12 protein-coding genes are annotated in these 13,503 nt (G+C 53.0%); 4 read left to right on the top strand and 8 right to left on the bottom strand.

Annotated elements, in window-relative coordinates; all coding sequences use genetic code 11:
* Positions 1 to 12 precede the first annotated feature (12 nt).
* From HYD27_RS06060 to HYD27_RS06035, 6 genes are all read right to left on the bottom strand, one after another.
* Entirely contained in the window at positions 13 to 498 is a 486-nt protein-coding gene (locus HYD27_RS06060) for a DUF456 domain-containing protein (RefSeq protein ID WP_219212602.1), read from the bottom strand.
* A 12-nt stretch (positions 499 to 510) separates the two neighbouring features.
* Positions 511 to 1,287: a Cof-type HAD-IIB family hydrolase gene (locus HYD27_RS06055; RefSeq protein ID WP_219212600.1), complete on the bottom strand. Its 777-nt coding sequence runs from the start codon at positions 1,285 to 1,287 to the stop codon at positions 511 to 513.
* Between the two features lie 110 nt (positions 1,288 to 1,397).
* Positions 1,398 to 3,500: a peptidoglycan D,D-transpeptidase FtsI family protein gene (locus HYD27_RS06050; RefSeq protein WP_219212598.1), complete on the bottom strand. Its 2,103-nt coding sequence runs from the start codon at positions 3,498 to 3,500 to the stop codon at positions 1,398 to 1,400.
* A 34-nt stretch (positions 3,501 to 3,534) separates the two neighbouring features.
* Positions 3,535 to 5,607: a peptidoglycan D,D-transpeptidase FtsI family protein gene (locus HYD27_RS06045; protein WP_219212596.1), complete on the bottom strand. Its 2,073-nt coding sequence runs from the start codon at positions 5,605 to 5,607 to the stop codon at positions 3,535 to 3,537.
* Between the two features lie 133 nt (positions 5,608 to 5,740).
* Positions 5,741 to 6,886 (bottom strand): transglutaminase domain-containing protein, encoded by a 1,146-nt coding sequence (locus tag HYD27_RS06040; RefSeq protein ID WP_219212595.1) that lies wholly within the window; start codon positions 6,884 to 6,886, stop codon positions 5,741 to 5,743.
* A 39-nt stretch (positions 6,887 to 6,925) separates the two neighbouring features.
* Positions 6,926 to 7,363, bottom strand: coding sequence for a hypothetical protein (locus HYD27_RS06035; RefSeq protein WP_219212989.1), 438 nt, complete (start codon positions 7,361 to 7,363; stop codon positions 6,926 to 6,928).
* Positions 7,364 to 7,653: 290 nt separating this feature from the next.
* Here HYD27_RS06035 and HYD27_RS06030 point away from each other — a divergent pair, with 290 nt between their 5' ends.
* The 3 genes from HYD27_RS06030 (at position 7,654) to HYD27_RS06020 (ending at position 9,837) form a co-directional block, all read left to right on the top strand.
* Positions 7,654 to 8,826 (top strand): MFS transporter, encoded by a 1,173-nt coding sequence (locus HYD27_RS06030; protein ID WP_219212592.1) that lies wholly within the window; start codon positions 7,654 to 7,656, stop codon positions 8,824 to 8,826.
* A 185-nt stretch (positions 8,827 to 9,011) separates the two neighbouring features.
* The gene (locus HYD27_RS06025; protein ID WP_219212590.1) at positions 9,012 to 9,203 is read left to right on the top strand and encodes a hypothetical protein; all 192 of its coding nucleotides are present in this window, start codon (positions 9,012 to 9,014) and stop codon (positions 9,201 to 9,203) included.
* A 277-nt stretch (positions 9,204 to 9,480) separates the two neighbouring features.
* Positions 9,481 to 9,837 carry a DNA primase gene (locus HYD27_RS06020; RefSeq protein WP_219212587.1) on the top strand — a complete coding sequence of 119 codons (357 nt, stop codon included), beginning with the start codon at positions 9,481 to 9,483 and terminating at the stop codon, positions 9,835 to 9,837.
* A gap of 833 nt (positions 9,838 to 10,670) precedes the next feature.
* On the opposite strand, the gene HYD27_RS06015 is transcribed toward HYD27_RS06020, so the two are convergent.
* A complete protein-coding gene (locus HYD27_RS06015) occupies positions 10,671 to 11,288 on the bottom strand; it encodes an SCO family protein (protein ID WP_219212585.1) in 618 nt (205 codons plus the stop codon).
* A 15-nt stretch (positions 11,289 to 11,303) separates the two neighbouring features.
* Positions 11,304 to 12,236 carry a heme o synthase gene (gene cyoE, locus HYD27_RS06010; protein WP_219212583.1) on the bottom strand — a complete coding sequence of 311 codons (933 nt, stop codon included), beginning with the start codon at positions 12,234 to 12,236 and terminating at the stop codon, positions 11,304 to 11,306.
* A 259-nt stretch (positions 12,237 to 12,495) separates the two neighbouring features.
* On the opposite strand from cyoE, the gene HYD27_RS06005 reads away from it, so the two are divergent.
* Positions 12,496 to 13,500, top strand: coding sequence for a metal-dependent hydrolase (locus tag HYD27_RS06005; protein ID WP_219212581.1), 1,005 nt, complete (start codon positions 12,496 to 12,498; stop codon positions 13,498 to 13,500).
* Positions 13,501 to 13,503: the final 3 nt, after the last annotated feature.

Genomic DNA, 13,503 nt, shown 5'->3' with positions numbered 1-13,503 from the left:
TTCGCTGTTAAATTAATATCGGCCGATCCAGATAAAAAAGAGGACGACCATGGCAATTTGCAGCACAATTTTGACGACCGTGCTGCTGAATAGGCCAAGCAATGAACCGAAGCTGACCTTCACGGCCTTGCCGGGCTTTGAGCCGGCGATCAGTTCACCGGCGAATGCGCCGACAAACGGGCCGATCAGCAGGCCAAAAGCCGGAATGAGGAAGGGCCCCAGAATGAGCCCGACGGTGCTGCCGATGACGGAGGCGCGGGAGCCGCCGAACTTCTTGACGCCCCAGGCTCCGACCGCATAATCGGCCACAAACAGCACAACCACAATCAGCGTCTGGATGATCCAGAACAGCGGGCCAAAGGGATCGAAAGAAAAGAACCAGCCGTATACGAAAAAGGCCAGGTAAATCGCCAGCGCGCCGGGCAGTATCGGAAATACCGCTCCGGCCAGCCCTACGGCGAATAAAGCAATAATCAAAACCCATCCCAGAATCGTCAATTCCTTCAACTCCTAAAAGTTTTGAGGTGAGAATGCCGAAGCCGGGGCTTCGGCCAGAATGTATTTCTGGATCACTTCCGCAATCCCATCATTATTGTTCGACGCAACCACAGCATCCGCTTCCTGCTTCACAACCTCCTGCGCATTGCCCATCGCCACCCCGAAGCCGGACTGCTGAATGGCAGCCAGGTCATTCAGGCTGTCGCCGACGGCAACCACCTGGGACATGTCTATGCCAAGCAGCTTGCAGACCTCGCGGATGCCGGAAGCCTTGTTCACACCCAGCGGGTTAATCTCCAGGTTATACGGTGTGGAATTGGTAATTTCCAGGCCGCCCATATCCTGAAGCTGCATCAGCAGCTTGTGGCGGATTTCATCGTCCTCCGTGGAATAACCGAATTTGAGCCATTCCCGGCCCTCGATATCTCCGTCCCAATTGTCGCGGTTATAGACCTCATCCACCGAATAGGCCCAGAACCAGATGCCGTACTCTTCGGCGATTTCGTGCATCCGTTTGACCAGCGTCATGTCCATCAGGGAGCGGCGGTACAGCTCATGCGGCGCACGCCACACTTCACTGCCGTTCACCATAATCATCGGGGTTTCAAGCCCCAGCTGCTCTGCGTAGGGCAGAGCGGTTCTGGCCGAGCGTCCGGTGGACAGGCAGACATGAACGCCTGCATCCATCGCTTTTTTAATCCATTCCACCGTTTTGGGGGTAATCTGTTGTTCATCATTCAGCAGGGTTCCATCCATATCCAGTGCAAGCAGGCGGTATTTGGCAATCATTTGCCACCCCTCCATTCTTGTATGCCCTCTGTATCAGAGCAGCATTGTATTTTGTGTTTTTGAGTGCTTCTCCAGCTCCGTCGTCTCAACTATTATACTCAACTATTATATCAGTTGTTTGTCTCCGCAGTGTTTTCTGCCGACGTCTCGGCGGCATTGCCGCCTGTGGCGTCCTCGGTCTTCAGGCTTTTCTTGGGTACACCGTCAAGTCCGTACTCCCAATCGTAAGCGTCAAAAATTTTGCGGGCAACCGGGGCCGCACTGTTCGAGCCAAATCCCCCTTCGGGAATGACTACAGCTACAGCCAGCTTGGGATTGTCACGCGGAGCGAAGGCAATGAAGACCCCGTTATCGCGCAAATCTCCTTTGGCCTGCTGCTGTGAGGTTCCTGTCTTGCGGGCAAAGTCATACGGGAAATCGGAAAAGGCGGATACATCACTGTTCATGCCCTTTTTGATTTCCTTCCAGAAGGACTTGTCAAAGGTCGTGACTTCATCAAGCACCTCACGGCCAAAGGTCTTGACTACCTTGCCGTCCGAATCGGTGATTTTGCTGACCAGCTGGGGTTTGATGCGGACCCCTTCATTGGCAAGGGTCGAAGCATACTGTGCGAGCTGCAGCGTAGTGTAGCTGCCCTGCTGGCCGAAGGATGCATAGACCAGCGCCGCCTGGGCGCTTCCCGCCGCTTTTGTATCGGTATAGTTGATTTGTCCCAGAAACTCTCTGGGAAGGCCGCTTTGCGTCGATACGCCAAGCCCGAATTCCTTCATATATTTATCCCAGACCTCGATGCCTTTGCTTCCATATTTCTCATACAGCTTTTTGCCGACCATGTCGACCATGAAGACGTTGGAGGATTTCTCAATCGCTTTTGCCGGGTCCATAGAACCGTACACATGCCCGGAAGCATTGCGGACGGAGGAATTATCGTTTTTGCCGAAATAAGCAATCCCCTTATCCTGGTAAGTATACGAAGTCGAGAAGAAGCCCTCGTTCAGTCCGATAAGCACGCTCAATGGCTTAATGGTTGAGCCCATTAACAGTACAGAGCGGAGTCCATTGCCCGAAATTCCGGAAGAGATCGGGTTGATCGTCCCGTTCTGGTAGTTATCGATAATGCTGTTCCAGACATCGGTAGGCAGCGAGCCGGACGTCCACACATTGGTATCATAGTCCGGCATGCTCGCCATGGCTACGACATTGCCGGTATCCACTTCCATGGCCACAGCGTAGCCTGTAATGGCATTCGGATGTGTTTTGCCCTGCACCGCATGGGTGTGCAGCCAGCTGATCTGCTCAGTGATGGCCTCCTCCGTCTTCATCTGTATATCTTTATTGATTGTCATCCACAGGTCATTCCCTTTCACTGGCGGAACGACTTCTTCAACCTTTTCGGCCATATTCTGCGGATTCACCGAAATGACCTGATACCCGTTTTTGCCGCGCAGCTCACGCTGATATTGCAGCTCCAGACCATCGAACCCGACAAATTCATCATCCTTGTAGTTCAGACCCGGGTCGGCGTCAATCTTTTTCATTGCATTTTGAATATTTTTGTAAATATCCAGGCTGCTTGAGGACTTGAAGGGCTTGATGTATCCAACCGTCTGCACCGCGACCGTATCCTTATCATAGTGGCGGCTGCTCTCCTCGACCACTTCAAGACCAGGATATTCCGCTTTATGCTCCATGAAATAAGCCACCTCCTCCGAGGTAAGGCCGGCTTTGATCCGCCGCGCCATAAAGCCGGAATATTTCTTGAAATTCAAATCCAGGGAATTGATGATCTCGTTGACCGTCAGCTTATCGCCATTGGGATCACCGTATTTATTGAAATATTCCACCAGCTTGTCCGCCAGCGCGTAGGCATTCTCCCTCGAAGTCGACGAAAGGGTTCCGTCCTTTTCTTTTTTGGTATAATCGCTTGTCAGCGTAATATACAGCGATTGGACAGAGGTGGAGTAAGCGATTTCCTCGCCGCCGGCGGCACGGATGGACCCCCTGATTGCTGCAAGCGGAACATTTTTGGTATCACGGCTCGTCTCCACTTCCGTTAAGGTGGGGCCTTCCACAAATTGAACGACGGCAAGACGGATGATAATGACACAAAAAATAACAAACGTGCTGAAGAAAAACACGTTGAGGCGCAGGCCAAGCGAGCTCTTGCTGTCCTTCTCATCCTGGGGAGAGGCCTGCTTACGGAAAACACTCACAGTTTTTCACTCCTCTGCATCTTAAAATAACCTTTTATTGCGGTGTTGACTCCGTGACGGTTGATCCGTTCTTTTTGGGAATTCCATCCAGTCCGTACTCCCAATCGTAGGCATCAAAAATTTCACGCGCTACCGGGGCGGCACTGTTCGAGCCGAAGCCTCCCTCAGGAATCACTACAGCCACAGCCAGCTTGGGATGCTCACGCGGGGCATATGCGATAAATACGCCGTTGTCCCGTACCTTGCCGTACGCCTCCATTTCGGAGGTGCCTGTCTTGCGGGCAAAGTCGTACGGAAATCCGTCAAAAGCCTTAACCGCTGTATTCATCCCCTGCCTGATCTCCCTCCAATACGAAGGAGCCAGCGTAATCTTGTCCAGCACTTCACGGTGAAACTCCTTGACGGTATCGCCATCCGCATCCGTGATCCGGCTGACCAGCTGCGGCTTGATGCGCTCTCCCTCATTGGCAAGTGTTGCAGTATACTGCGCCAGCTGAAGTGCTGTATATTTGCCTTTCTGGCCGAAGGAGGCGTAGACCATGGCGGCCTGGGTGCTTCCGGCCGCCTCAATATTCATATAATCGTTGACGCCGGCACTTTCACCCGGCAGGCCGCTTTGTGTGGATACGCCCAGGCCAAAAGCCTTCAAATACTGATCCCAGACCTCCGGCGCCTTGCCCTGATATTTTTTGTACAGCGGATTACCGACCCTATCGACCATAAAAGCGTTGGAGGATTCCTGAATCGCTTTTGCCGGTCTGATCGGTCCCAGAACATGGCCTGAGGAATTGCTTACGCGGGCATTGTCGTTTTTGCCGAAATAGGCAATCCCCTTGTCATTGTAAGTGTCGGTTGTGGAGAACAGCCTTTCATTCAAACCAATTAACACACTTAAAGGTTTGATGGTGGAGCCCAGATATAGGATTGACTTCAGGCCGTTGCCTGAGATGCCGGAGGTAGTATCGTTGATTGTGCCATTCAGATAGTTGTCTTCAATTGCCCCGAACACCTCTGGCTTAACCTTTTCCGCTGTCCATACATTCGTGTCATAGTCCGGCATGCTGGCCATCGCCACTATGTTGCCGGTATCCACTTCCATCGCTACGGCATAGCCTGTCAGGGCATCGGGATGGAGCTTTCCCTGCACCGGATTGCTGTGCAGCCAGCTGAGCTGGTCCATAATTGCCTGCTCGGTCTTCATCTGGATGTTCTTGTTGATCGTCATCCAGATGTCATTTCCCTTCACAGGGGGGACAGATTCAATGACCTCCTCAGCCATATTCTGCGGATTTACGGAAATGGTCTGGTAGCCGTTTTTTCCGCGCAGCTCCCTTTGGTATTGCTGCTCCAAGCCATAAGCGCCTGCGAATTCTTCCTCTTTATAAGCTAAGCCGGGATCGGCATTATTTTTCTTCATCGCACTGCGGATGTTCTTATAGATATCCAGGCTGTCCAAGGATTTGTAAGGCCTGATGTAACCCACCGTCTGCACAGCCACCGTATCCTTGTCATAATGGCGTGCGGCCTCTTCCACAATCGACAGTCCGGGATATAGATCCTTTTGCTCCAGGAAATAGGCGACTTCCTCAGGCGTAAGGCCTGTTTTAATTTTACGCGGATAATAGCCCAGCGCTTTTTTGAAATTAAGATCGAGAAGTGCGGTAATATCCTCTTGGGCAAGCTTACCTGCGGCCGGATCGCCATATTCATTGAAGACAGATTCCAGTCTGGCTGCCAGCGAAGCGGTGTTTGCCTTGGCTTTTTCCGTGAAATCGTAATTGCCGGTTTCCTTGTTCCTATAGGTTTCAGTGTAGTCTTTGGTTAATGTGACGTAGAGGGACTGAACAGGAGTGCTGTACGCAATGTCTTCTCCGCCGGCAGCATGAATAATCCCCCGGATCGCGGAGAGCGGAACGGTCTTGGTCTCCTGGTTCTCCTCGATTTCGGTCAAGGCCGCAGCCTCGGCGAACTGCAGTGAAGCAAGACGGACAATAAGGATACAAAAAATAATAAACGTGCCGAAGAAAAATAAATGTATGCGGAAACCGGGTGTACTTCGGCCATGAGCCCCATCCGGGCGTGCTTCCGGGTGACGAAACCATTTCACGGCGTTTTCTCTCCTTATTTGTTGCAGTTTGTTGCAGTTTGCTGGAATGGAAAATCCTTCTCAAGCCGAAGCCGGCAGGACTGCCGGGATGCCCTTTTATTGTAACATACATCCCAAGGCTGCCGCTTCTTTCTCAAAGCGCACTTTCTTTAATATGGGTTTTATCAAAATCCTTGCTGTCAAACCAATCCCCGCTGCGCGCCCAGGTGGAATCCAGCGGTATCCAAGCCTGTCTATCCGCTATATAGACTTCATTCCAGGCATGCGGCCCGTATCCGCCCTGGCCATCGTAGCCCTGTCCCGTGACTACGCGCACCTGGAGCCCCTGCGAACGGGCCATCACGGCGTACAGGCGGGCGTAATCAATGCAGACACCAAGCCGGGTATCGAAGGTATCCTGCGGCGTCTGCTCATGCCAGATGCGGTTCTGCTCGTAATTCTCCGCTTTGCCGTAGTCATAGGCAATCCGCGTGCCTACCCAGTCATACAGCAGTCTGGCCTTGCGCTCATCCCCACCGGCTTGTCCGGCGATATCGGCGGCGGCTCCCGTAATATCGGGTGAAATCTCACGGTCGATTACTTCATATTTCCGCCGCAGGATATCATTCATCTCTGCTGCGACTGCTTTCGTCAATACCGGCAGTTTGCTGCGCACATCCTCACCCGCGAGCGGCTCGAACACAGCCGCAGCGCTGCGGCTGTAAATCGGGGAGGACTCTACATAGCGGCTGAAGCCGCTGTCCGGATTCAGGCCTACGCCAATGTACAGGGCAAGCACCAGGATCAGTCCCCGCGCAAGCCCGATTACAGCGCCGATGCATGCGCCGCTCAAACGGCTGGTTGGCGTAAGCCTCCGGTCCGTGCCCCCGGGCCGGAAACGGGGCAGCCGGAAAGGCAGCAGCATGAAGAGCAGCCCGAGCAGAAGCCGGATCAGACTGTAAGAGACCAGCAGAACCAGCAGAAAGCGGACAACAGGCGATCCCGACAGAACGGATACAGCAGTATAATACAATTGCTGCCAGCTGCTGAGCTGAGCATCCGGCAGTACAATTCCGGACGCCCAGGTTCCTGCGACGGGCGACAGATAGACCGCAGCAGGAACTGCCATAGCGAGTGCCAGAATGGTAAGCAAGCCGTTCCCCAGCAGGCCGAACAAGCCTCCCGCTGCTCTTGCGAAGCCCCTGCTCCAGCCCTGAAGCAGTGAAAAAAGGACAATCAGCAGCAGCAGGATGGAAATGATGTTGGCATCGCTAAGGCTGTCGGCCCATCCTTTAACCATGTTTGTCCCACCTTTCTTTTCTATAGATTTCTGCCTGTGCTACTGATTCTTCCGGGCTTCGTCAATAAAGGTCTTGGTCGTGTCCGTAACACTCCATTTCCCAAGGCTTACTCCGCGGAAGATCACTTCCACCTTATCCTCTCCCGCCGCACCCTTCACTTCAAGATTCGGTGTTGTGATTGTAAAGGTGCCGTCGCCACCGGAGGTGTATGTGGCATCCTTGGCATCCTTCAGCATCATTTCCTGCGCTTCACTCTTCAGCGTGCTTACCGTTCCGTCCGCAACCTTATTCACAGCGTTGCCAATCTGATCAAGCGTAACCCCGCTGTAAATAAACAAGCCCGCTACGATAGCAATAACAATCGCCCATTTCAGGACTGTTTTAACCAGGTTAATTACCGCAAACAGCAGGACCAGCGCAATTACGATGACCAGCCAGTTCTCTCTTATAAATTGTGACCACACTGCCGGATCCATCAATTTCACAACACCCCTATCGCCAAATTTCGTCACATCAGGGAGCATGTCCCCGGGACATTTCATTATTATTAATTATTATACATGAACGACCTTTATAATTCATGGTCTTAGCCTTTCTCCTGCAAGGCGGCTTAATAAAATGGTATAAGCCCCCCGGGCCGCACGTAAAGTACAAGTAGGTCATTCCCGAGATTGTTAACAGCATGAACCTTTAAATCCTTATGTTGTGAAAAAAGCGCCTGCCTGCACCCTAGGTGCGTAAGACGGGCCCCGTGGAGGTGTTTTCCTTGAAAACCGCGCTGTGGCTGTATTTGTTTCTGTTTCTGGCCTTCTTCGATTTGCATGCCCAGTATCCTATTCTGACGCCGTTTGCCATCTCTCTGGGCGCAGGCCCGGCTTTCATCGGCTGGATGATGGGCATGTATTCGCTGACTCATCTCCCCGGCAATCTGCTGGCCGGTGTGCTGGTCGACCGCAACGGCAGCCGCCGCTACATTGTGTTCGCGCTCACCGCGGCCGGGGTCATCCTGCTGCTGCAGGCCCACGCGCAGCTGCCCTGGCACCTGCTGCTGCTGCGGGCAGCCAGCGGGTTCGCGCTGGCCTTCCTCTCTCCGGCCTGCATGACCCTGCTGGCCTCGCTCTCTTCCGACCCCGCGACGCAGGGCAAATACATGTCCGGCCATGGCATCGTGCATACACTGGCGTCCGTCGTCTCTCCGGCCGCCGGAGCCTTCATTGTAGCGAAGGCCGGGTACTCCGGAACCTTCAGCACACTTGGCTGGCTGCTGATCTTCACAGGTGTGATGGCCTTGTTCAGCGTGCCGAAGCATGTCCGGAGCATATCGGCCGCCAAACCGCCTCTGCCGGCAGATGCACCCTCAAAAGCGGCGGTCCGGGAAGAATTCCCCGTATCCCGGCGCTATTACCTGCTGCCCTTCTTCGTTTCCTGCTCGCAAGGCGTGCTGTTCTTCGAGCTGCCTCTGTCACAGGGCAGCGATGGAATGGTCTCAACAGGCATTCTTCTGTCGCTGCTTAGCCTGGGGGCGCTGGCAACGCTCAGCCTGTTCTTCCTGAACCGGCTTGCACCGGGAATGAGAATCGCCGCAGCGCTGCTCGCCATGGCGCTCTGCTTCTTCGCTCTGGCTGCCTTCCGCAGCATACCTGCCGGAGTAATTCTCTTTCTGCTTGGCGCCGCCAAGGGTGTCCTGTTCCCCGCAATGGCCTCGCTCTTCATCAGCCTTGGCGGCGCGGGGCGAATGGGCCGCACCTTCTCACTGCAGTCGATTGCCATGTCGCTCGGCGCCTTTGCCGGTCCGGTTGCCGCCGGTCAGCTGCGGGGCTTCGTCTCTCCCTATTTCATAGCCTTCGTGCTGCTGATGACCGCCATTCTGCTGCTCCCGCCCAGAGGCTCAGGGAAGCTCCAGGCTTACCGTGCGGAATGGAGCAACCCGGCAGCTTAGGGCGCGTTGCTGTATGAGCGCCGGAATATTCTAATTTTCCCTGCAGATGCCGTATCGACAAACTGCAATCACCCCGGCGCTTGTGCCGCAGGGTGATTGTTTCTTTTTACGACATTTCCCGGGGAATGAATACATAATGTCCTTCGTGCCACAAGAAAGACGCCTATCGGCGTCCTATAATAAGAATGCTGTCATTTCAGTGGGGAGGAGAAGAATCATTTCGCGCTGATTTCACCGTCCAGCCGGCTTCGGGCGAATTCAAAGGTACTTCTGCCTTTGGTTCCCTCCACCTGCCCGCTGCGGACAACGCAATCGCGCAGTTTGCCTGGCCGAAATCCCGATCCATTTTTTCATATACAGCCGCAGCCGTGAAATAACGGATAAGCTTCGCTTCCCCCGAAATATATAAATTCTTATCTTTCAAAATAACCCCACAAAGCGGGGCCTTGGCTTCGATGATGACTCAGGTACTTTGCGGGGACCCCAACAGCGGAAACGGCTCTGCCGTCCTTTTTAAGAACGATATCGTTTCAGCGGGAAATATAAGGAAAGATTGCGGTGTGAAACATATAAACCGCTTCTATTTTTAAAAAAGGCGGCTCTCAGGTAAAATATCGACATAGACATATCAACAACGGAGGAGGCTGACAGAAGATGTCCATAACCATTATTGTCGAAGGCAAAAACGACCGCAGCAGATTACGCCGGCTGCTCGCACCGGAGATCGACATCCAGTGCACCTTCGGGACTCTCAATACGCTGAAGCTGGAAGCACTTCGGCGCAAAGTTGGAGACGGGGAAGTATACCTGTACATGGACAATGACAGCTCCGGCAAAAAAATCCGCGGCATTCTGCGCGATGCCTTTCCGGATGCGGTTCATATTTATACCAGAAAGGGTTATGCCGGCGTAGAAGGCACACCGGATGAATACAGCATCACCCAGCTCGAAAAAGCCGGGCTTGAGGAATTCATCATCTATCCGCAGCCCTTGCCTCATATGGAGCCGTAGCTTTGCAGAACAGGCGGAAATGGCGGATTTCCGGTGCCGCAAAGGCTGTACCGGCTGTTTCAGCCGCCACATGCCTTGTTCCACGGGCTGTCAATGCAGATATCCTCACTCCAAACTGCAGCCGGCAGCACTCAATCTCATAAGGGCCTGTTATCCCAGCCTATGACGCAGGACAAATTTTGTTGCGGCTAAATGGTAATTGAATTGTATACTCCCTCATTCGGCCAAAAAAACCGAGAATCAGGTTGCCTTTTTTCCACTATATGAAATGAACCGGAGAACCTGAACTAGCTGATGGGACGCAAGGAGGTTCATAGAGAACTAAAGCGAAGTGGAAAAAGTAACACTAATGGGCTGGAATTCTGGATTTAACAGGATTTAGTGGGATTTTGTACACTTATTGGAGGCCATCTCCCCCCATACACCTGATTTCAGGCGAATCAGTTGTACTTTTTCCCACTAGGGATGATCCAGGATCCGCATGCGCTACCTTAGGGGTCCTTTTTACCACTAATTACGGCTGGCGAAAAAGCGGCGGAAGAAAATTTGGAGACTGCAGGAGCGGAGCGTCTGCCTTTGTCTGCGGATTTTCACCGCGAACAGTGGTATACATCAAGAAATCTGCAGACGGGCAGCGGCGGGAAGTCCAAGCATTCTCTGGAATTACGACCAGTCCTAAATAGAAAAATTACAAGTTCAATCTATATAATTCCTTAATTTACAAAATGCCTCTTGTACTTGGCTAACCAGCCGCCTGAACACAAAAACGCCTTGTTCGTTTCACGCATCACACGCAAGAAACTGAATAAGGCGTTTGTCCTGTCTATGTTCTGTTATTCCCGGACCAGTTTTTTTAGGCTGCCCGCCAAAAATTCCGGCGTCACATTCTCCGTGTCCCCCGCATCATACAATCCCCGGAGCCGGTTATCCCGGTCCACCAGACCGATCAGATTCGCATGGGCAAAGTTATCCTTGTTGTTTCCATAAATCAGCACCTTGAAGGAATCGGCAGCCAGTGTGCGCACCTGCTCCTGGTCGCCGCGAAGGAAATACCAGCCGTTGTAATCGGCGTGAAAGCGGTCAGCGAACGTCTTGATCGCTTCGCGGGTGTCATTCCCGGGATCAAAGGAGATGGATACAAACTCCACATCCTTGCCGAAGCTGCCGTCCCTGATCAGCAAGTCCTGTGTCTGCGACAGCATATAGGTAGTGATGGGACACACATCCGGACATTCCGTGAAGAAGAAATAGACCAGCCTCGGCTTCCCTTCCGTATCCGCCAGCGCAATTTGCCGGCCGTCCACATTTTCAAGCGAGAAGTCCTGCACCTCCCCGAGTACCGGCAGCTTGTGACTGCCGGAGCTCAAAGAATTGGCTGCCAGGTAAACGGCCATGCCCAAGGCCAGCAGCAGCAGCAGCCAGGTCCATTTGTAGCGTTTCAAGGTCTGCACAGGACATATTCCCCCTTAGCCGTGGATCGTGTTCAGCACAAGCACAATCATGCTGACCGTCAGATAATTAATGGAGAAAAAGAAGTTCTGCTTCGCCCAGGCATCGTCATCCTTCGCCCTGAAGCCCTTCAGAGTGAGATACAGCCAGGCCAGCGACAACCCCGCAGAGATGACAAGGTAAAAGATTCCGGCATAGTCGTATACATACATCAGCACCGGGATCGGCAGCAGCAGCGCCACATAGGGAATCATCTGGAGCTTCGTGCGCCGCGTGCCCTTGACTACCGGCAGCAAAGGAAATCCGGCCGCTCTGTATTCTTCCTTGCGCCGGATGCCAAGCGCCCAGAAATGCGGCGGCTGCCACAGAAACAGCATGGCGAACAGCAGCCACGCCCCCAGATCCACGGTGCCGGTAACGGCTACATAACCGATTACCGGAGGCATTGCCCCGGAAATCGCGCCCACTGATGTACTCCATGTAGATGTTCTTTTGAGCCAAAGGGTGTAAACTACTACATAAACAAACATGCCGACGATGCCGAATATTCCGGCAAGCACACCGCAAAAGGCAAACAGCACCGCCAGACCGGCGATGCCAAGCCCTGTGGCATAGACCAGCACGGTATTTGGCTTCAGTCTTCCCGTCGGCAGACCGCGCTCGCGTGTTCTTTCCATTTTCATATCCAGATCGCGGTCAAAATAGTTATTGAATACACAGGCCGAGGCCATGACCAGCATAGTGCCAAGCAAGGTCAGAATAAGCCGGCCATACTGCACATCCCAGCCCGAGGCGACCCAGTAACCCGCAAATGCGGCAATAAGATTGGAGCGGATAATGCCGGGCTTCGTCACCGCAATGAAATCGCGCCAGCTGGCACCTTCCTTGGGCGATTTGGCAGACACGGCTGCGGAATCGGAAGAAGCTTGATATCTCAATTGATTGTCCACGTCGGGTGTTCCTCCTTCTAAGGGACTTCTGCGTTCCGCAGGAGCGGATTCTTTGGAATCAACGCTCCAAGTTGAGAATATAAATCACTTTGCTGTTAACTTTATCATAACAAACCATGAAAGAGTTTGACAATCATCGACCAAGATGTTCATCAATTTGACAATTACGTGACATTATTTATTTTATCCCCCCTAAATAACTGGACGTCAAATTGGGTAGATATTAATAGAGAACTTCCGTACAAAGGAGATCTGACCAATGGATACCGCTACACATTTCGTTATGGGCCTGGGACTCGCCGGACTGTCCTTCGTCGATCCCGCAGTTGCTTCCCAGCCGACATTGGCCGGGGCAGTCATGATCGCCGCCGTACTGGCCTCTCAAGCGCCGGATGCCGATACCGCGCTTCGCCTGAAGGATAATGCGCTGTATATCCGCAACCACCGGGGAATTACTCATTCACTGCCGTTTTTACTGCTGTGGCCCGCTTTGATTACACTGGTTATAGGCCCGGCCTTCGGATTCACTGATCTTGATTCCTTGAGCCATATTGCGCTGTGGAGCTTCGTCGGGGTGGCGGTTCATATATTCAGCGACCTGTTCAATACCTATGGAACCCAGGCCGCGCGTCCTTTCACGGAGAAGTGGATCGCCTGGAACATTATCCATATCTTTGATCCGTTTATATTTGGCAGCCATGCGGCGGCCATAATACTCTGGATCAGCGGAATCGTTCCTCCGGCCCCTTTATTTATTACGCTGTATGCCAGCATCGCGCTTTATTATATCTGGCGGACACTGGTCCATGCGCGGCTGACAAGGAATCTTAAGGACAAAGACATCCATCATAACGCCGGCGAACGTTATTTTGTGATTCCAACCATTTCGCCAACACGCTGGAATGTGGTCAAGGCCAAGCCGGACGGCAGCTATATTATCGGGCTGCTGAACAGCGGAAGGCTTGAATGGTTCAAGCATGCGGTGTGCTCCGCCCACCCCGCAGTTGAGCATTCCAAAAGCCATCCCGATATTCAGGCCTTTCTGTACTTCACATCCTATGCGGTAGCCGAGGTCGAGGAAGTACCCTCTGGTTATATTGTACGCTGGGGAGATGTGCGTTATTTACACCGCAAGCAATTCCCGTTCGTTGCGGTGCTGGTCATGGACAATGAGTACCATCCGCTAAACACCTATGTGGGCTGGCTCAGCAATGAAAAACTGGATGAGCGGTTCGCCATTGATCCGGGTTCCATGAAGCTGTAGCCT

The sequence above is a fragment of the Paenibacillus sp. S150 genome (assembly GCF_019352175.1).
In the GTDB taxonomy this organism is placed as follows: domain Bacteria; phylum Bacillota; class Bacilli; order Paenibacillales; family Paenibacillaceae; genus Paenibacillus_AQ.
This window is presented reverse-complemented; position numbering and strand designations above follow the sequence as displayed.